18 protein-coding genes and 1 pseudogene are annotated in these 19,281 nt (G+C 65.0%); 9 read left to right on the top strand and 10 right to left on the bottom strand.

Annotated features, from left to right (window positions below; genetic code table 11):
- Positions 1 to 91 precede the first annotated feature (91 nt).
- The 3 genes from BN972_RS05350 to BN972_RS05340 are packed head-to-tail and all read right to left on the bottom strand — an operon-like array spanning position 92 to position 3,071.
- The gene (locus tag BN972_RS05350) at positions 92 to 805 is read right to left on the bottom strand and encodes an SDR family NAD(P)-dependent oxidoreductase (protein WP_051545066.1); all 714 of its coding nucleotides are present in this window, start codon (positions 803 to 805) and stop codon (positions 92 to 94) included.
- Positions 802 to 1,836, bottom strand: coding sequence for an NAD(P)H-dependent amine dehydrogenase family protein (locus BN972_RS05345; protein WP_036353726.1), 1,035 nt, complete (start codon positions 1,834 to 1,836; stop codon positions 802 to 804). Before BN972_RS05345 ends, BN972_RS05350 begins: the two co-directional genes overlap by 4 nt.
- A complete protein-coding gene (locus tag BN972_RS05340) occupies positions 1,833 to 3,071 on the bottom strand; it encodes a cytochrome P450 (RefSeq protein ID WP_036353723.1) in 1,239 nt (412 codons plus the stop codon). Before BN972_RS05340 ends, BN972_RS05345 begins: the two co-directional genes overlap by 4 nt.
- A 129-nt stretch (positions 3,072 to 3,200) precedes the next feature.
- Here BN972_RS05340 and BN972_RS05335 point away from each other — a divergent pair, with 129 nt between their 5' ends.
- Positions 3,201 to 4,277 (top strand): dihydrodipicolinate synthase, encoded by a 1,077-nt coding sequence (locus BN972_RS05335; RefSeq protein WP_036353720.1) that lies wholly within the window; start codon positions 3,201 to 3,203, stop codon positions 4,275 to 4,277.
- Here the strand turns inward: BN972_RS05335 and BN972_RS05330 are convergent.
- Positions 4,251 to 5,393 carry an ABC transporter substrate-binding protein gene (locus BN972_RS05330; RefSeq protein ID WP_036353717.1) on the bottom strand — a complete coding sequence of 381 codons (1,143 nt, stop codon included), beginning with the start codon at positions 5,391 to 5,393 and terminating at the stop codon, positions 4,251 to 4,253. The genes BN972_RS05335 and BN972_RS05330 overlap by 27 nt on opposite strands.
- A 40-nt stretch (positions 5,394 to 5,433) precedes the next feature.
- Between BN972_RS05330 and BN972_RS05325 the strand changes: the two genes are divergently transcribed.
- The 3 genes from BN972_RS05325 (at position 5,434) to BN972_RS05315 (ending at position 8,176) form a co-directional block, all read left to right on the top strand.
- Positions 5,434 to 6,066, top strand: a complete 633-nt coding sequence (locus BN972_RS05325; protein WP_036353715.1) for a TetR/AcrR family transcriptional regulator — start codon at positions 5,434 to 5,436, stop codon at positions 6,064 to 6,066.
- A gap of 129 nt (positions 6,067 to 6,195) precedes the next feature.
- A complete protein-coding gene (locus tag BN972_RS05320) occupies positions 6,196 to 6,987 on the top strand; it encodes an SDR family oxidoreductase (protein ID WP_036353713.1) in 792 nt (263 codons plus the stop codon).
- Between the two features lie 25 nt (positions 6,988 to 7,012).
- Positions 7,013 to 8,176: an NDMA-dependent alcohol dehydrogenase gene (locus BN972_RS05315; RefSeq protein WP_036353711.1), complete on the top strand. Its 1,164-nt coding sequence runs from the start codon at positions 7,013 to 7,015 to the stop codon at positions 8,174 to 8,176.
- Here the strand turns inward: BN972_RS05315 and BN972_RS05310 are convergent, their stop codons facing one another.
- Positions 8,177 to 9,010 (bottom strand): LLM class F420-dependent oxidoreductase, encoded by an 834-nt coding sequence (locus BN972_RS05310; protein WP_036353709.1) that lies wholly within the window; start codon positions 9,008 to 9,010, stop codon positions 8,177 to 8,179.
- Between the two features lie 16 nt (positions 9,011 to 9,026).
- On the bottom strand, positions 9,027 to 9,251 hold the full coding sequence (locus BN972_RS05305; protein WP_036353707.1) for a hypothetical protein: 225 nt from the start codon (positions 9,249 to 9,251) through the stop codon (positions 9,027 to 9,029).
- A 64-nt stretch (positions 9,252 to 9,315) separates the two neighbouring features.
- Between BN972_RS05305 and BN972_RS05300 the strand changes: the two genes are divergently transcribed.
- The 4 genes from BN972_RS05300 (at position 9,316) to BN972_RS05285 (ending at position 12,487) form a co-directional block, all read left to right on the top strand.
- The gene (locus BN972_RS05300; RefSeq protein ID WP_036353705.1) at positions 9,316 to 10,173 is read left to right on the top strand and encodes a phytanoyl-CoA dioxygenase family protein; all 858 of its coding nucleotides are present in this window, start codon (positions 9,316 to 9,318) and stop codon (positions 10,171 to 10,173) included.
- Position 10,174: 1 nt separating this feature from the next.
- Positions 10,175 to 11,056: a VOC family protein gene (locus BN972_RS05295; RefSeq protein ID WP_036353703.1), complete on the top strand. Its 882-nt coding sequence runs from the start codon at positions 10,175 to 10,177 to the stop codon at positions 11,054 to 11,056.
- A gap of 30 nt (positions 11,057 to 11,086) precedes the next feature.
- Positions 11,087 to 11,617, top strand: coding sequence for an SRPBCC family protein (locus tag BN972_RS05290; RefSeq protein ID WP_036353701.1), 531 nt, complete (start codon positions 11,087 to 11,089; stop codon positions 11,615 to 11,617).
- Positions 11,618 to 11,752: 135 nt separating this feature from the next.
- Positions 11,753 to 12,487, top strand: a complete 735-nt coding sequence (locus BN972_RS05285) for a M15 family metallopeptidase (protein ID WP_080696698.1) — start codon at positions 11,753 to 11,755, stop codon at positions 12,485 to 12,487.
- A gap of 5 nt (positions 12,488 to 12,492) precedes the next feature.
- On the opposite strand, the gene BN972_RS05280 is transcribed toward BN972_RS05285, so the two are convergent.
- The 4 genes and pseudogenes from BN972_RS05280 to lipY all read right to left on the bottom strand — a co-directional run bounded on the left by BN972_RS05280 (position 12,493) and on the right by lipY (position 17,205).
- Positions 12,493 to 14,004 carry a serine hydrolase domain-containing protein gene (locus tag BN972_RS05280; protein ID WP_080696791.1) on the bottom strand — a complete coding sequence of 504 codons (1,512 nt, stop codon included), beginning with the start codon at positions 14,002 to 14,004 and terminating at the stop codon, positions 12,493 to 12,495.
- 2 nt (positions 14,005 to 14,006) lie between these two features.
- The gene (gene murQ, locus BN972_RS31115) at positions 14,007 to 14,909 is read right to left on the bottom strand and encodes an N-acetylmuramic acid 6-phosphate etherase (RefSeq protein WP_390176200.1); all 903 of its coding nucleotides are present in this window, start codon (positions 14,907 to 14,909) and stop codon (positions 14,007 to 14,009) included.
- 93 nt (positions 14,910 to 15,002) lie between these two features.
- Positions 15,003 to 15,719 (bottom strand): annotated as a pseudogene (locus BN972_RS31110) (BadF/BadG/BcrA/BcrD ATPase family protein); the annotation flags it as partial.
- An 82-nt stretch (positions 15,720 to 15,801) separates the two neighbouring features.
- Positions 15,802 to 17,205 (bottom strand): triacylglycerol lipase LipY, encoded by a 1,404-nt coding sequence (lipY, locus tag BN972_RS05270; protein ID WP_036353699.1) that lies wholly within the window; start codon positions 17,203 to 17,205, stop codon positions 15,802 to 15,804.
- A gap of 183 nt (positions 17,206 to 17,388) precedes the next feature.
- Between lipY and BN972_RS05265 the strand changes: the two genes are divergently transcribed.
- Positions 17,389 to 19,227, top strand: a complete 1,839-nt coding sequence (locus BN972_RS05265) for a serine/threonine-protein kinase (protein WP_036353697.1) — start codon at positions 17,389 to 17,391, stop codon at positions 19,225 to 19,227.
- Positions 19,228 to 19,281 lie beyond the last annotated feature (54 nt).

Genomic DNA, 19,281 nt, shown 5'->3' with positions numbered 1-19,281 from the left:
CGGGCTGCACCAACCACGCGTGACACCAATTTGCAGCGCAGCCACTCGTCCGCGAAAGGCGCTGAGCACCAGACGAGATTGCCTACATTGCTCACTGGCGAGATAGGCGACGACGGGCGCTACCTGGTCGAGTCGCAGCGTCTGAAGGAATGCCCGCGCGGTCGGGGGTGCGGCCGGCCTCACCCAGTAGCGTGTCAGCCATGCGGGTGTCACCCATGGGCATGATCGCATTCGCCGTGATACCTGACGCCGAACCTTCCAGTGCCGCAACGTTCATCAATCCGAGCATGCCGGTCTTGGCCACGGCGTAGCCCGTCAACCCGGGCTGTCCAAAGACGCCTGCTGCTGACGATACGAAGACAAGCCTGCCGTAACCCGCCTGCTTCATTACCGAGATACCCGGGCGCACAACGTGAAACGCCGCGAGAAGATGATGGCGCAGTAGGGCCTCGAAGCGGTCTGTCGGCCACTCGTCGATAGGATCGCTGTGGATGATCCCCGCATTAGCCACTATGGCGTCTAGCCTGCCGAATCGGTTCAAAGCCAGGTCGACTGCGCTTCGACCCCCGTCCTCCGTGCTGGCGTCGGTAGTACACGCGACAGCCTGTCCCCCTGCCGTGACGATCGCTTCCGCTACTTGATTGGCGACGGCACGATCCGGATCACGCCCGTCGACGCCCGCGCCGTTGTCGTGCACCACAACCGAACCACCACGGCGAGCAAATTCGTGACAGTACGCCTCACCGAGGCCTCTGCCGCCACCGGTAACAAGTACGACGCGGTTCTTGAAGGAGATTTTCGTCATGTCAACGCGATCGTCGATAGGTCGTAGGGCCCCGGTTCCGCCGCCACCACCGTGGGGATCGCGTTGATGGCATGCATAGCGGTGGCCAGACAGCCCTGCTCCGCATGATCCTGGTCGTGCGAGCCGATCACGAGATGAATCCGCATGTTGGGTTCACCCTCGAAAGTCACCGAATAACCGATCTCGGTGGGCCAGTCGGGAGCCAGGTCGTCAGCCATCCTGGTGAGATGTTCAACGGTCAAGGTGGTTTCGCCACAATCGACTACGACGCCGAAGCGCATGGCACCCACCGTGCCCGCAGGAATTTCACCAGCGGCCACCGAGAGCGCCCGTGGGGTCAGCGCGACGTGACGATATCCCTGCACACCTCGAATTTCCAGCCCCAGTGCCTGCGCAACCACCGTGGCGCTACCGATCCAGGCGCTGGCGGCGTACTCCGTGTTCGTCAACAACGGTGTGGTGTCGTCGGGTGCGTGCCCAAAGCCCATCGCGTTGAAGATCAAGTCGTGGCTGGCGTAGGTGGAGTAGTTCAGCACCTCGCGGATATTGATGTGTCCCGTCCGCTGGGTAAGCCGCGACAAGATGGGCACCAGCGATTCCCCCACGAAGCCGGGATAAAGCCCCAAGCCCAGGAACGACGATCCACCTGCGCGGCATGCCTTTTCGATACCGTCCGCCAAAGAAGCATGCAGCGAGCCGGGGTGAATGAACCGGCTCCCGGTAGCCACGACGTTCTTGCCCGACGCCAACAGGTCACCCACGTCGGCAAAGCACCCAGGCGTGTCGGTCTCGACCTTGCCCATGTAGAGCACGACGTCGGCCTCGGTACCGATGATGGCGTCCCGATCCGTGGTGGCGAGGATTCCGACTTCGGGAAGCCCACACAGGGTGCCGACATCAACGCCCGCCTTGTCGACGTCGTACACCCGCACAGCGACCAGCTCCAGGTCCGGCCGGCTCAGCACGTGTCTCAGCGACATCATCCCGGTAACGCCGGTTGCCCACTGAATGACACGTATTGCGCGCGTCATGACCACAGCACGTCGAGGCGCGGCGGCGAACGGAACATCGTGCCGGTGACATACGGGGGCGGCGCATCGGGATCGAGCCGCAGGCCGGGCAGTTCGTCAAATAAAGCGTTGAAGATCTTGCTGCTTTCCAACCTGGCCAAATGCATGCCGAGACACACATGCGCACCGTGACCAAAACCGATGTGCGGCTTACGGTCCCGGAAGATGTCGAACAATTCGGCGTCTTTCCAGCGGGTTTCATCGTGGTTAGCGCTGCCGAGGCTCAACATCATCGTAGCGCCCTTGGGGATGCGTACCCCGTAGAACTCGACGTCGCTGGTCACTTCGCGCATGAAGTTCAGCAGCGGAGTCTCCCACCTGATGCCTTCTTCAATGGCCTGCGGGAGCAGGCTTCGGTCATTGCGAACGGCATCGAGTTGGTCCGGGTGCGTCAGCAGCGCCATCGCCAGGCTCGCCGTAGACCGTGACGTGGTTTCCGCTCCGGCGGGCAACAGGTTACGCATAAATCCGTAGATCTGCTCGTCCGACATCTTGACGCCGTCAATCTCGGCCTGGGACAGGATCGTCACCATGTCGTCCTTGGGCGACTTGCGCCGGTCCGCAAGCACTCCGATGAAGTACTCCTTCATCTCGGCGGAGGCCTTCATCGCCCTCGCCATATCGCCGCGGAATCCCAGCAGGTCGATTGCCAACCGGTGGAATTCACCGATATCGGCTTGGGGTAACCCGAGAAGGGCGGCGATCACCCGCACCGGAATCGGCATGAACACGGTGTCCACCAGATCGGCGCGCTTGTTGCCGCGCAACTTCGCGATGGTGCGTTCCACCAGTGGACCAACGAGCTCGGCGTCCCAACGTTTCATTGATGAACGCGCGAAGGCGAACTCGTGCAGCCTGCGATAGATTGCGTGCTCAGGCTCCTGCATTTCCAGGATCGTCGGCCCCTGTAACGGCCGCACCACGTCTTCGTAGCAACGGGTGCTGAAGGTGATGTTGTCAGTGAATACCGCCTTGACGGCATCGAAGGAGTACGCGGTGTAAGTCTTTTTTCCGTTTCCCAGATCCTCGGGGACCCCCATTTCCGGCCACCCTGGGTGAACCGCCCCCTTTGTGCGCAATTCACGCAGCAACGGGTAGGGCGTGGCGTCTCCATCGGCTCCCATGCCGGCGTTGAACTTTTCCTGCGCCTCGCGGATGCGTTGATCGATGTCGTCGGTGACCGCCGGTTCCACCACGTCATGCCTCCCACCCGAGGTTCAACCTACAGCCCGTCGGTTGCAAACCTACATGATGTATGTTGGACCAACCAGAGCTAGCCGACATTCGAAACAGCAACCTGGAGTGTTCGATTGGCAATCCGAGCCGTGCAGTGGGCAACCGGCGCGGTCGGCCGCGCTGCGCTGCAGGAGCTGATCGAGAATCCGGATTTCCAACTGGCCGGTGTATTGGTGTACGACCCCGCCAAGGCGGGCATCGATGCAGGAGCACTGTGCGGTTTGCCCCCTACCACCGGGGTGCTGGCCACGACTGACAAAGACGAAATCGTCGCTTTGGGAGCGGACGTCGTCGTGCACGCGGCGAGCAAGGCCCACGCCGTCGAGACCAACGCCGAAGACATCTGCCGACTGCTCGCCGCAGGCACTAATGTCGTTACAACCACGTCGTACAACCACCTGCCCACCTACGGCGCCGATACCGAGACGGCGTTCGTGCAGGCGTGTCAGCAGGGCGGTTCGCGATTCCACGCCGCCGGTGAGAATCCCGGCTTCATGTTCGAGCGGCTCGTCGCGACCGTGACCGGGTTGAGCAAGACGATCGACCGGATCGACCTCTACGAGGCAACCGACGTCTCGGCCGTTCCCAGCCGGCCGATGCTGGTCGACCTGATGGGCATGGGACGGCCACCTGGAGACGTCAGCGTCGATTCACCGATCATCAAGAAGCTCGACATGGCCTACCGTCAGGCGCTCAACGCCACCGCCGACGTTCTGGGGATCACCCTGTCGCATATCGACATCATGGTGGACGCCACCACACTGCCCCACGACATCGAGGTCACCGCTGGCCGGATAGCGGCAGGAACTGTTGTGGGACAGCGATTCTCCTGGGTCGGCCACTGGTCGGACCGTCCCCTGCTGGCCATCCACGAGGAATGGGTACTGACCCGCGACCTACCCCAATGGGGCCTTACACCACTGCGGCCCGGGGAGAAAGCACCGCTGATTCGCGCGGTAATCAAGGGTGTGCCGAGCTTCGAGCTACAGCTGGACGTCGGCTGGGACGGGCAACTACCAACTGGGCAACACGCCATGCCGGGGCACCTGATGATCGCGATGGGTGCGATCCGCGCCATTCCCTACGTCCTGGCCCAACCGCCGGGAGTCGTGACAGCGCCGGTGTTCGGCGCGATTCAGTTAACCGGACACGCCGACCGCCCGTGAGATGTTCTCACTCGGCGCGGCGTGGAAGACGTGGGCGGAGCCGTCCGGCAGCACCCGGCGAGCTATCAGATAATCCGAACCCAACCAGCCTTGCCGAATGTATCGCCCAAATCTCATGAACGTGCCCGGCGCTCCGCTCGCCGCGGGGATCAGCTTGACCTGTTCGATGCCGCGCTTGACCCCTGCACCGGTCAGCGGACGCGCCAACGCCAGCCCCCGAGCGATGACGGTTGCGGCGTCGTGCGCCAAGCCCGGCATCGAGTGTCCCGGACGACGGCTGTGGCGCCTTTCGAATCGATCCAGGAACGCCTGCCCCACCTCGTTTCGCTCGTCGTAGCTGTCCAAGCCGATCCACCCCGAAAGGTGACGCATCCACTCGGCGTTGATATGGGCCATCTCGAACGCGGTCGTGGTGTACCGAGGCGGGTCCCAGCCGGCGGCCCGCAGCGCGTCGGTGAAGCCCCACAATCCATGGCCGAACCCGACGTGGACGAGGGCATCAGGGTCGCCGGCGCGCAGCGCCGCCACCGCTATAGCCTTGTCGGCTTCGACCTGGGGGATGGCGACTGTGGCCACAACATTCAAACCTGCTGTGGCGTAAGCCTTTTCGGCAAAGGAGAGATACTCCTTACCGATCAGTGACGCTTCGTAGGCAATAGCGATCCTCGATCGGCCGTCGCCGATCAGCACCGCGGCGAGCATCACCGGCTCTTCGGCCATCGAGCCGTTGTTCAGCGCGAAACACCATTCTCCCAGTGCGCCTTCGGATCCCGACAGCGTAATGATCGGGACCTTGGCCGTCGCATCGACATGCGGACGCAGCGGCGCCACGTTGTCAGAGACCCACGGCCCGAAGATGGCCAAACATCCCGCGTCGACCAGCTCATCGAAGGCCCGCTCCACCGCCTGGTAGGTCCCGTTCGGCAGGCCGACGACATTGCGTTGAATCAGCTCGACCGGCCGATCGATCAGCCCCGAGACATGCGCCTCCTCCAGCACCAACCGCAGTGCGGCAACGGTGTCGGTGTCGGTGTCGCCACTCGTCGGATAGTCGTTCAGCAATCCCACCTTCAGCGGTGCAACCGAGCCGTATGCCCGCACCTCGTCGTCTGCCATAACGGCAACCTACAGTACGAATGTTGCTAGGATCGTCGTCATGGCGCAGCGGGGCGGGTCCACCGACGATCGCCGCGCCCGTGGCGACCGAACCCGCCGCGACCTCGTGGATGCCGGGCGGAAACTGTTCGTGGAGCGGGGATACTTCAACACCAGCGTCGGTGACCTGGTGATGAAATCGGGCGTAGGCACGCGCGGTGCCTTCTACCACCACTTCAAGGACAAAGCCGAGCTGTTCCGGGCCGTCTTCGAGGAGGTGGAGAACGATCTCACGCTGCGGTCCCTGGCCGCGCCGCCCCGCGGTGCGGACCCGTGGGAGCGCCTTACCCGAGGTATGCACGGATTCCTCGAAGCTGCACTCGAACCCGAAGTACAGCGCGTGATGCTGGTCGACGGGCCGGTGGTCCTGGGCTGGCAAACGCTGCGTGCCATCCAGGAAGACAACAGCATCGCACTCATCAATGAGAAGGTCCGCGAGGCGATCGCAGAGGGGATCATCGACGACCAACCGGTCGGGGAGCTCACGCACATGATCGTCGCGGCTCTCGAGGAGGCTTCCAGGTTGGTAGCGCATGCCGCCAACCCCGCCCAGGCCCGTCGTAGAGCCGCCAAGATCCTCGACCGCCTGCTACTGAGCTTTGCGGTCGAGCCGCGAAAAGTACTGCGTCGGTGATCTGGTGTTCGAGTCGCAACATTTCCCTCGTCCCGGCGGAAATGCTAATTTCCATAAATCACCTACAGATCCTCCGGAATCAGCTCCGCCTCGACTTCAGCACTAGGAGGCCCATGTCTACGAGAACCAATGCCTGACGAGGAACGACGGTTGCGGGTCGCGGTCGTCGGCGCTTCGGCCGGCCTGGGCCGCTGCATCGGCACCGGCTTGGCCAAGCGGGGTGCACACGTCGCGCTGTTAGCCCGTCGCTACGAACGACTGGTCGAGGCCGCGAAAGAAGCGGGTAACGGCGCGGTCGCCGTCGCCTGTGACGTCACCGTTGCCGATACCTGCCGGCAGGCAATGGATGAGGTGGTTGATGCGCTGGGCGGCTTGGACGCCCTGGTATACACGACCGGCATGGGGGTGCTGGCACCACTGGCGGAGGTGACGGCCGAGCAATGGTCAACATTGTTCGCCACCAACGTCATTGGCGCCTCGCTGATCACCGCCGCTGCAGCGCCGCAGTTGGCCGCAGCGAGTGGCTCGGCCGTGTATCTGTCGTCGCTGAGCGCCTCGTATACGACACCCTGGCCGATGCTGGGGTCATACGCGGTTACCAAGGGTGCGTTGGACAAGCTCGTCGAGGCGTGGCGTATCGAGCACCCGGAGATCGGCTTTACCCGGCTCGCCGTGGGCGACAGTCTCGGCGGAGCCGGTGACTCGCAGACCGAGTTCAACAAGAACTGGGATCCGGATGTCTTGGAAAAGGCCATCAGGTTCTGGATGGAGCACAAGTACATGCTCGGCGGGCTGATCGACGCCGAACATCTGACCGACGTGGTCCATAACGTGATCCGTTGCGGGAATAGTGGCTTCATTCCCTACCTGACATTCGTTCCGCGGGCCTCCAGCGCAGTGAAGGAACTACGGAACTGGTGAGTCCCATCCGCCAAAGGAGTCGGTGATGAAGTCGAGGGCAGCGGTGCTGCGGGGAGTCGGTGTCGACTGGGAGGTAACCGAGATCGATCTCGATCCGCCGCATGCCGGCGAGGTCCTGGTGAAGATGGCTTACGCGGGAATCTGCCATTCCGACGAGCACTTTCACAGCGGCGACAGTGTGCCGACGCCGGACATGGAGCAGATGATGCGGGCCGCCGGCGTTTCGGTGCCCGAGTGGTTCCCGATGCTGGGTGGCCACGAAGGCTCCGGCATCGTCGAGTCCGTCGGGCCTGAGGTGAAGACCTTGAAACCCGGTGACCACGTTGCTGTCTCGTTCTTTCCCGCCTGCGGCAACTGCCGGTGGTGTACAACCGGCCACACCTATTTGTGCGATGTCGGCGCCGACATCTACGACAAGGCGATGACGACGGACGGTACTCGGCGGCGCCACCTCGACGGTGAAGACCTGATGGCGATGATGCAGGTCGGCACCTTCTCCGAATACGTGGTGGCCTCCGAACGCTCACTCGTCCGGGTCCACGACTGGATTCCGTTGGAGGCCGCTTCCCTGGTGTCCTGCGGCGTGACGACAGGATTCGGCTCGGGTTCGATCGCGGCCGGCACCGAGGCGGGCGACACCGTGGTGGTGATCGGCGTCGGAGGCATCGGCATGAACGCCGTCCAAGGCGCGAAAATCGCTGGCGCTAAACACATCGTCGCGGTCGATCCCAGCGAATTCAAACGCCAGATGGCACCCACCTTCGGCGCCACGCACACCGCTGTCGACACCGGCGTCGCTCTGGAACTGGTCAAAGAGATCACCTGGGGCGTGATGGCCGACCGGGTCGTCCTCACCCCGGGTGTCGTACCCGTGGACATGGTGATGATTGCCATGATGATGCTGCGCAAAGGGGGCACCTGCGTGTTGACCGGGATGCCCAAAATCACCGACTTGATGGTGCCGATGGTCCTCAGCGACATGGTCAGCTCGTGCAAAACCTTCAAGGGCGCGCTCTACGGCGAGATGAACCCTCGCGAGGCCATGCCGAAGCTGCTTTCGATGTATGAAGCCGGGCTGCTCAAACTCGACGAACTCGTCACGCAGACATACAAGCTCGACGACATCAACGAGGCGATGGGTGATCTCCGCGCGGGCAACAACATCCGTGGTGTCATCGCCTTCGATTGATCACCTGCCCTGGTAGGCCTCGACCTGGGCGGCCAACTCGTCGAGTATTCGTAGCGATTCGTCGCGCGGTTCGGTGGAAAGTCGCAGCGCCAACTGGCCGAATCCCAACTCCTTTGCCGCATCCCAATAGTGGGGTTTCGCCGGTGTGCCGAACATCGCCAGCGGGACATCGCGTCCGCTGGTCTGGCGCAGTTGGTCGACACGTTGGCGCAGCCGCTCGGTGGGCAACGGGTTGGAGATCCAGCCGGCGTCGTGCCGGACCACCCGCTTGACGGTGGCGTCAGAGTCGCCCCCGATGAAGATTGGCGGGTGTGGCTGTTGCACCGGCTTGGGACGACTGTAGGAGGCGTCGAAGTTCACGTACTTGCCGTGATACTCGGCAGGTTCGGTGGTCCACAGCGCCTTGATGGCCTCGATGCGTTCGTCGAGCAGTTTGCCGCGCGTCTTCGGGTCGGTGCCATGGTGACGCAACTCTTCGATGTTCCAGCCGGCGCCGACGCCGAAGACGAATCGTCCGTTGGAGATCAGGTCGATGCTGGCGGCTTCCTTGGCGGTGATGATCGGATCGCGTTGAATCAGTAGCGCGATCCCGGTGAACAATTCGATGGAGGAAGTCACCGCCGCGGCCGCCGCCAGCGTGACGAAGGGATCGAGGGTCCGATAGTAGATGGACGGGAGCTCGCCACCTGCTGGGTATGCGGATTCCCGACTCGCCGGGATGTGGGTGTGTTCGGCGACGACCAGTGAGGCAAAGCCCCGTTCCTCGATCGCACGGGCCAGCGATACCGTGTCGATGCTGTCGTCGTTGACGAATGTGGCGATCCCGAACTTCATCTCGATCCTTTCGTGGCTATCCGACGGCCGGCGGGGTTCCCCACGTTTCGACGACCTCACCGAGGTGACGAAGCATCACGTAGCGGTAGTCCTGCTCGGTCGCCTTCGCCGTCGACCGCGCATAAGCGGCGCGCGCACCTTCCTCGTCGCCCTCGTAGACAGTAGTGGGCACCGGAGGGATGCCTGGATTGGTGGGGTCTTCCGCCTCGCCGATCTGGACGCTCCACGAATTGTCAGCCATGGATTCAGGCTACGGGCTTAGTGTGGTCGCTAAGACGAACCCGCGCTCAACGTAGGACTGACCCATGACCATCGACGACGAGTCCGTCACCACGCTCGAGGACCTTCGGGGTGACCTTGCGCAGCGCTACCGGTGGACGCCGACCAGCGGTAGTTCGGTCGACAGCGCGGTCGTCGAGGCTGACATGGCGGCGCTCGACCGCGACGGATACGTCATCTGGGAGAACCTGCTCAGCACCGAGCAGTGCCGGCAAATCCGCGACGAGGTCCGGCCGTGGCTGGGGCATACCGGACGGAACTCGTTCGAGGGCCGGCGCACCCAGCGCATCTACAGTGTGCTCAGCAGAACCAGGGTGTGCGACCGGCTGGTCGACAATCCCCGGGTGCTGGCGGTGCTGGATCGCTTGCTGATGCCCAACTACCTCCTCTCGGCATTGCAAGCGATCAACATTCAGCCCGGCGAGACCGCCCAGCTGCCGCACCACGACGACGGGTTCTACCCGGTGCCGCGACCGCGGGAACCCCTGGCGGCGGCCACGATCTGGGCCATTGACGACTTCACCGGCGATAACGGCGCGACGGTCCTGTATCCGGGCAGTCACCGCTGGGGCAAGCGCCGACCGGGACCAGACGACGAGGCGGTGCCCGTGGTGATGCCCGCCGGATCATGTGTCTTCTTCGTGGGCACCCTGTGGCATGGCGGCGGGGCGAACACTTCGGTGAGTGATCGTTTGGCCGTCACAGCGCAATACTGCGAGCCGTGGCTGCGCCCGATGGAGGCCTTCAGCCTGTCGGTGTCACGTGACATCGCCCGATCGGTTTCCGACGACATTCGCCGCATGCTCGGCTACAGCATTCATCCGCCGTTTGTCGGTGCGGTCGACGGACTGCATCCGCTGCGGTTGCTCGACACCGACCATTAGCGTGGCTGATTCCGTATTCGATGCGCTCGACCACGTCATTCTCGCCGTGGGTGATCTTGAGGACGCCACACACCGCTACAGCATGCTGTTGTCCCGCAACCCTTCGTGGCGCGGCGCGCATCCGGGCTGGGGCACGGCGAATACTTTGTTCCGGCTGTCCAACACCTACCTCGAGCTGATCAGCCCACACGGCGACGGACCGCTCGGTCGCACGGTCGCGGAGCGATTGGACGAGCGCGGCGAGGGCCTGATCGGGCTGGCGTTCGCCACGTCAGACCTCGATTCGGCGCACGCACATCTTCAGGCCAATGGCCTTGCGCCACCTCCGGTCTCGTCTGGTTTGGGCCGCGACGCGGATACCGGGCAGGAGCGGCGGTGGCGCAGCGTGCTGCTGCCGGACACGCACACCCGCGGCGTGCTGATCATCGCCATCCAGCATGAGGACCCGGAGGCCCTGCCCGATGCCAAGCCTGTCGGACCGGCGGATGCGGGCGTCACCGGCATCGACCACGCGGTCGTACAGACCGCCGATGCTGATGCCGCGATCGCCCTGTACCGCGACGGGCTCGGCCTGCGTCTCGCGCTCGACCGGAGCTTTCCGGACTGGGGCATGCGACTGGTCTTCCTGCGGGTTGGCCGCGTGACCGTCGAGCTTGCCCAGCCCCTAGCCAACCCCGGCCTTGCCACGCACACCGATCTGCTCTGGGGGTTGTCGTGGCGCGTTTCGGACGCCGACGCCGCCCGCACCCGGCTCGTCGCCGCCGGACTCGAGGTCTCCGAGGTTCGGCCCGGGCGCAAGCCCGGCACGCGCGTGCTCAGTGTCAAGAATGGGACGTGTGGCGTACCGACCCTGCTGATCGAGCCCGCGTGTCAGCACCGATGAGTTAGGTCCACCCGGACGGTCAGTAAAGCCATGACTGAAGAACGAATTGCCGCAACGACCAACATCAACGCCCCGTCCGAGGTGATCTTCGGTGTGCTCGCGGACCCCGGCACCCACGCCGCGATCGACGGCACCGGCTGGGTACGCGAGCCCCTCGATGCGCAGCTCTTGACGGCGCCCGGGCAGATCTTCCGGATGGCGATGTACCACGACGACCACCCGGACAAGCACTACGAGATGGTCAACAGGATTGTCGTCTTCGATCCGCCCAGCGCCATCGCCTGGGAGCCGGGACAAGACGCCGCCACGCCCGGAACATTGTTGAAGTCGGCAAGCGGCTCGCGCCTCACGTTCGGAGGCTGGATCTGGCGCTACGACCTGCGGCCGGTCGGGCCGTCCGTGACCGAGGTTCTGTTGACCTATGACTGGTCGGCAGTGCCGCCGGAATACCGCGACATCGAGTTCCCGCCCTTTGAGCGCGAGCATCTGGATAACTCGCTGCGCAACCTGGCCAGGCTCGCCGTGCGCGCCGGGTCGGGTAGTGCGGTGCCCGCTTCGTAGCGACACTGTCGTTGCCGCAGGTCAGGCGCACGGTCTTCGTTACCGGCTAAGCGACAATCGCCGGTTACGGCCCAGGTCAGGCTTGTCGCTAGGACGCGGGCACGACGGGGCACCCTGACGGTACGTTGGACGCTTGTGAGGTGGCGTGGTGCCAAGTTGGCGGTCGGGCTGGCACTGGCCGTCGTCCTGGTGCAGTGCTCGCCCGCGACACCGCCGCACGCGGTGAGCTCGCTGCCGCCGTCGTCGTCGAGCAAAACTCCGTCGTCGAGCACGGCTCCGTCGCCGAAGCCGCCCTCGTCGACCACCGCGACGCCGCCGCCGGCAACCGTGCAACCCGTCACCGCCGCCGAGCTCGGAACGACCTGGCAACCGGGCTGCCCCGTCGAACCCGATCAGCTGCGGCGTGTGGAGATCGATTACGTCGGCTTCGACGGCCAGACGCATCGCGGCCAACTGGTCGTGCACCAGGACCTGGTCGCGGACGTCATCGCGATCTTCGAGCAACTACATCGGCTCGGCTATCCCGTTGACAAGATGCAGACGGTCGACCACTACTCGGGCGCGGACGACGAGTTGTCCATGGAGGACGACAACACTTCGGCGTTCAACTGTCGACAGATTCCCGGAACCACCGAGTGGTCACCACACGCTTACGGCCGCGCGATCGATATCAACCCCTTGATCAATCCGTGCCTGTACGTCACCGGATATTTCGAGCCGCGTAACGCCGAGGCCTACCTCGACCGCAGCCGCACGGATCCCGGGCTCATCCACAGTGGCGACCCGATTCAGCGCGCCTTCTCCGACCGGAGCTGGCAATGGGGTGGGGACTGGAAGACCCCGGATTACCAGCATTTCGAGCGGATGTGAGCCTGCTAGAGCCCCAGGGCCCGCGCCGTCGCGGTTGCCACCTCGCCCCGCAGATCCGACATAGGCGGGCTGCCGCGTGTGTGAATCGAGTTGGCCAACAAGACGATATAGGTATCCGAGGCCGGGTCGATCCAGATCGAGGTTCCGGTGAAGCCGGTGTGACCGAAACCGCCGACGGGAAAGACCGCACCTCGTAGCCCCGAGAGCGGAGTGTCGATGTCCCAGCCGAAGCCGCGCAGGTTCTGGCCGGGGATCGCCGGATAGCGCGGAGCGAGTAGCGGATCCCTGGTGTTCGGTCTCTTCGCGACGGCTTCCCTGGTCGCGTTGTTCGCCGCCTCAACCTGGGTGGCAGTGTGTCCCGGCTGCTGCGGGGTGGTCATCAGTTCCAACGTCGTTTGCAGCAAGGGGAATTGGCTCGGACGTCCGGCCAGCCGATCGAGCAGCGCTTGCGCGAAGATGCCAACATCCTGTGCCGTCGAGAACACGCCCGCATGCCCGGCCACGCCGCCCATCCGTCGCGCCGTCGTGTCATGGACGGTGCCCCACAGCAGATGATCGAGGTCGGGGTTCTTGTCCGGATCGGCTCTGCCCTCTTCGTCACGTGCCGTCGGGGCGATGCGCGGCAACAGGTCGGTGTTCCAGCTGCCGGCGGGACAAGCGGATGGTGAGCCGCCGTTCGATGCCGGCGCCCACCCGACCGCGGCTCCTCTAACCGTGTGCGGCCCACACGCTTTCGCCACGGGAAGATATCGGGTCTCGGTCATGCCGAGCGGCGCAAAGACGTGTTCGGCGACGTAGACGTCTTCGGCCACGCCGGTGAGCTTCTCGACCAGCGCGCCCAGCAGGATGAAATTGATGTCGGAGTATCGGAAAACCTCGCCCGGGCCCGACTCCAACGGCGTGGTGAGCGCCCGGTGAATGCCTTCGGCCTTGTCGGGCCGCTCCAGGCCCCACGGATCCTTCAGTTCGACGTCGCCCGTCTCACCGGAGGTGTGGGTGAGCAGCATGCGAACCGTGACCTTGGCTCGACGCGGATCGTTGGCCGGGTTGAAGTCGGGGAGATACTGCTGCACCGATTCGTCGAACTGCACCATGCCCTGTTCGTAAAGCTGCATGACGGCGGTCGCGGTGCCGAGAATCTTTGTCAGGGAAGCCATGTCGAAGATGGTGTCTTCGGTCATCGGGTCTGCCGGCGCAGGCGAACCGTCCAATCCCGGTTCACTGGCCAGCCTGCGCACGCCATAGGCGTGGTGGAACGCGATCTCGCCGCCGTGCCCGACCAGCAGCACGGCACCCGGCAGCTTGTTCGCCGCGATCGCATCGGTGATCAGTTTGCCGACCGGCGCGAATGCGGGTGGGGTCGGCGCTTCCGGCAGCTTGGAAATCGTTGCGGTGCTGGGGGTTACGGCGGGCGGCGGCTGGGTCGTCTGACTCACCGGCGGCGGTGCTTGATCGCCGTGGCCGCAGGCCGAAACCAAGGTGAGCAGCACCGTCACAACGGCAGCGCCCTTTCGCATCATCACGAACGCTCCATGACGGCTTCGCGAACCCGACCGTTGGTCTCGTCCAGCCGTAGCGCGGCCTGCTCGGCGTCGATACCGGCGAGCAGCGCGACGATCGCGGTCTTGGCGTGACCGTCCGCGGCGGCGAGCGCGGCGGCCGCGGTCTGCTCATCGACGTCGGCCGCATCGCGGACAATCCGCATCGTACGGCGGCGCAGCTTGACGTTGGTCGCGCGCACGTCGACCATCCGCGGGCCGTAGACCTTGCCTAGGGCGACCATGACGCTTGTCGAGATCGCGTTGAGCACAATCTTTTGCACGGTTCCCGCGGTCAACCGGGTGGACCCGGCCAGCACCTCCGGCCCGGTCAGCAGCTCGATCACCACGTCGGCCGCCGCCTCGCTACCCGGGTTGTTCACGATCGCGACGGTCAGCGCACCCGCCGCGCGCGCGTGGTCGAGTGCCCCCAGCACGTACGGTGTGCGTCCGGACGCGGTAATACCGACCAGCGCGTCGGCTTCGGTCAGGTCGGCCAGATCGGCGGGATCGAACACGTCTTCGGCACCGTCGATTGCCTGGGTCAGCGCCGAGGGCCCACCGGCGATGACGCCGCGCACGATGTCGGTGTTGAACGTCGGCCCGCATTCGGCCGCGTCGAGCACGCCAAGCCGGCCGGGTGTGCCGGCGCCGGCATAGATCAGGCGGCCGCCTCGCTTCAGCCGCGCGGCGATCGCCTCAGCCGCCGCCGTGATCCGGGGCAGTGCCGCCAGCACCGCGCCATGCGCCTCCCCCTCGGCCGCGACGAGTAACGCGACCACTTCGCCGATCGGGCGGGTGTCGAGGTCGTGCAGTCCTGGCCGCACGGCCTCGGTGGGCAGTGCGTCAAGGCGGTGCCCGGTAACCGTCGCCTGTAACCGGATGAGGTGGGGCTCGTGGATCACCCCCAGCCGCAGGGTGCCCTCGAGCGCATCGCCGACGGGCGCCATGGCATCGATGTGCGCGCGCAACGCCGGCGCGCCGGCGAGTCCGCCGAGCAACGCCACGGGGCCATCGCCGACCGCGCGGGCGGTCGCACCGAGGGACTCCGCGGCGGTGCGGACAATCTCCGAAGCCACGGAATCATCCTGCGCGGCAAGCACATCCGGCGCGAATGAGGCGAGGTCGGCCGCGTCGGCGAACTGGCCCGGCCAGGTCTGCGGCGGGCCGAACCGGGCGCACGCCGCATCGAGTAACGCGGTGGACGGTCCGCGACCGTCATGGGCTCGTAGCGCCGCGCGCAGCCCGGCCGCGCCGATCCACGAGCCGCCGCCGTCGTCGCCCAGCCAGGGCCCCCAACCGTCGGCGGTACGCAGGGCGCCGTCCGCGTCGATCGCGAGCGCGACGACACCGGTGCCCACGATCAACACGGCACCCTGTTTCCCGTCCAGCGCGCCGGCGTGCGCGATGACGGCGTCACTGGTCACGGTGGCGCGCTGCGCCCGCAGTGACCCGAGCAGCGCCTCGCCCAGTGCGCGCGCCGCGTCCGGTGCGGCCAAGGCTCCGGCCGCCCCCACGATCACCTCCTCCACTGGACCAAAGTCGTTGGCTGCAGCCAAGATTGCCGCTTGTGCTGCCCGGACTCCACCCGGCGTCGCGAGACCCGGCGCTCCGGGACCCTGGGCCCTGCGGTCGCCGGCCGCAACGCGACACGCGCTCTTCCCGAGGTCGATGGAGAGAATCACCGCACCCATGGTTTCACGAGCCGTTCGCCGAGACTGAAATCCTGCAGGCCCCTACTCGCACTTCCGCTGCAGAATTGCAGTCTCGGCGCGATCAGGCCGCGATACCTAGTTCCTGGTTGATCTGGTGCCAATATGCGGGACCGTCCAAGGTGAGGATGAGCCAGTCGTGGATCTGGCCGTTGGCCAATACGAAGCTGAACGGGGTTGTCGCGCCTACGGCCAGTTCCTTGAGGCGTATGGCGTCGGGCGAGAGTATGTCCAGGTTTCCGGTGTAGACCGTTGTCGGCGGCATTCCGTCGAGCGATCCATTTATCGGGCTTACCCAGGGGTTGTTGATGGCCAAGCCGCCCGCCCACTGTTGACCGAATACTTTCGCCAGCCCAACGGGCAGCAACGGATCCTGCACGAACGCGATATTCGGGTTGGTCATGGACAAGTCGAGCCACGGCGACAGCAGGACCATGCGCGATGGCATTTGCGCACCGTCGATCACCATCTGCTGAACGGCGGCCAGCGCCAAATTACCCCCCGCAGAGTCACCGATCACGCTGACATTCGGTGTCCCGTACAGCGCGGTCTGCGAGGCGATGAATTCCGACATCATGGGCACCACCAGCCCGGCCGTGCCCCCCTGTTGCAGCAACGGATAAATCGGTACCTGGATCGTTGCGCCGGTTTGGTAGGCCATCACCGAATAGTGAATCCAGTGCAGGAAGGACGGCGGGAAGATGAAGGCGCCGCCGTGTATGGCAACAACCTGCTCACCGGTGGCATTCATCGGCGTGATGTGCACAACGCTCATCGTTCCGCCGGTGGGACTGCTGTATGTGCTGTAGGAAACGGTCTCGCCAAGAAGCAGATTCAATAACGGCGGCGGGGAATTGCCGATAAACCAGGACAGCGGCGGAATGTCACTGGCCAGTAGTTGCAAAAGCGGGTTACCCGGAGTCGCGATGTAGGTGTCTAGTCCCGACAGACTCAACAGCGGCTTGACCGGGTAGAGCAAAGCCTCTTCGAACCGTGTGATCAGCGACGGCGTGCCGGTGAAAGTCCCCGGCTGGCCCGCCGGAATGGGCGGTGCGGCCGGTGCGCCGAAGATGGTGGTGAAGATCTCGTTGGCGATCCGGTTGAAGCCGGTGGCCAATTCACTGGGAACCTGCGCAAGCTCTTGTTCGAAGAGGGCGACGGTCTCCTCGAAGGTCTGCAGCGGCGCCGCGCTGGCCGCCTCGGCGGCGGCATATGCCCCGCTCGCATTGGTCAGAGCCTGGACGAAGCGCTGATTGAAAGACGCGACCTGCGCGCTCAGCGCCTGGTAGCCCTCGCCGTGGGCGGAGAACAGCGCCGCGATGGCAGCGGACACCTCGTCTTCGGCTGCAGCGAGCAAGCCGGTCGTAGGGGCCGCCGCCGCGGAGTTGGCGGCACCGATCGCCGCAGCGACGTCCGCCGCGTCAGCGGCCACCGCGCTAACCCATTCCGGCACCACCATCAACGACATAGGAAATCTCCCCTCAATCACGTTTCCCCGTATGCCGTCCCCAGCGGATGCCGAGGTCGCAGACCCTAACGAAATCTATCGCTGTGCCCGTTCAGCCGTGAGCGGAATTACAGAAACCGCGGCCGTCCTCCCCCTCACCGGCGGATTCGCTACCAGGCCCTGCCGGTTTGTAGGCTTTCGGGCATGCCGTTGAACAACGGTGAGGTCTTCGCTGGCTACGTGATTCAGCGCTTACTCGGCACTGGCGGTATGAGCGAGGTCTATCTCGCCGAGCATCCGCGTCTGCCTCGCCAGGACGCGTTGAAGATACTTTCCCTGGCCTCGGCGGAGGATCAGGAGTTTCGCGCACGGTTCATTCGCGAAGCCGAGCTGGCTGCGACGCTGTGGCATCCCCATATCGTCGGCGTTCTCGACCGTGGCGAGTTCAACGGCCGGCTGTGGATCTCGATGGAATACGTGGACGGCGCCGACGCGGGGCGGCTGGTGCGCGAGCGGCACCCACGCGGCCTAGCGGAACCAGATGTCTTCGAGATCGTGACCGCCGTGGCCGACGCGCTCGACTTCGGTCATGATCGCCGGCTGCTGCACCGAGACGTCAAGCCCGAAAACATCCTGGTGACCGCGGCCGATGGCCACCGGCGCCGGGTATTGCTGACCGATTTCGGCATCGCTCGCAAGATCGACGATGTCAGCAACCTCACTGAGGCCAACGTCGCCGTCGGGACCATCAGCTATGTGGCGCCCGAGCAACTTCTCGGCAAATCGCTGGATGGCCGAGCCGACCAGTACGCGCTCGCCGCCACCACGTACTTCCTGCTCACCGGCGCACCGCCGTTCCAGGATTCCAATCGCGCGGTCGTACTCACTCACCACCTGAATTCGCCGCCCCCACGGATATCGGAGCGCCGACCAGAGCTCGCCCATTTGGACGCCGTTCTGATCAAGGCGCTGGCAAAAGATCCCAGCCAGCGGTACCCGACCTGCGCGGATTTCGCTCGCTCTTTGACGCAACAGGCCCCCAAGCCGGCCGCTGGCGCGGGGCAACGTCCCGCGACGCAGCGTCTCGAGCGGGTGGTAATCCATGGAAGCGCGCGCGGCGTCCAGCGCGACGCGATCACCGCCGATCAGCAGGTCGGAACGCTGTCCTTCCACCTGGTTCCGTATGACGAATTGGACAACCGGCCCGCGCATGTCCCGGTCCAGATTCAGACTGACCTCGTCACCGGTCAGCTCGAGGACGGCGATGAGGTCGAGGTCAGCGGATTCTGGGACGGTGACACCCTCGATGCCGACAAGGTAGTCAATCTGTCACTCGGTGCTCGTCCGAAGCAGCGCCGCGCACCGGCCCCAGCAGAACCGCCGCCAGCCGTGGCGCCTGCACCCGCGCCTGTACCTGCACCCGCACCGGCCGCCGCACCTGCACCCGCACCTGCACCTGCACCTGCACCCGCACCGAAACGCAGGGCCGCGCGCATCGCCGCGGTGGCCGCCGCGGTCATAGCGGTGATCGTGCTGACCGCCGCCGCGGTCCTGTACTTCACCAAAGGCGCGGGCAACCCGACACGCCCCGGACCGATCGTCAAGCCGGTAAGCGCGACCGTGTTTTCCCCGGACGGCGCCCCCGACAATCCGCAGGACGCCAAGTTGGCCATCGACGGCGACCCCGGCTCCGGGTGGTCCACCGTCACCTACCGCGACGCCGAGCCCTTCCCCAGATTCATCCAGGGCATGGGCCTGCTACTGCACCTGCCCGAACCAACCGCGCTGAGCGTGGTGACGCTCAACGTGTCCAGCACCGGCACTGAGGTGCAGATCCGCTCGTCGTCCACGGATAACCCAGCAAAATTGTCCGACACCACCGAGTTGGCTCCGACCGCTTCCTTGGAGGCGGGTAAGAACCGCATCACGATAAGCGACCGGACCAAGACGTCCAATGTGCTGGTGTGGATTTCGAAGCTGGGCACCACCAATGGTGAAAGCCGCACGAAAATCTCGGATATCACGGTGCAGGCGGCTGGATAAGCCGGCCGGTCACGCCGGGTTTGGGACCTTCGTATATGGGCCCACGCACTGCGG

This window comes from Mycobacterium asiaticum DSM 44297, from assembly GCF_000613245.1.
GTDB classification, from domain to species: Bacteria; Actinomycetota; Actinomycetes; order Mycobacteriales; family Mycobacteriaceae; genus Mycobacterium; species Mycobacterium asiaticum.
This window is presented reverse-complemented; position numbering and strand designations above follow the sequence as displayed.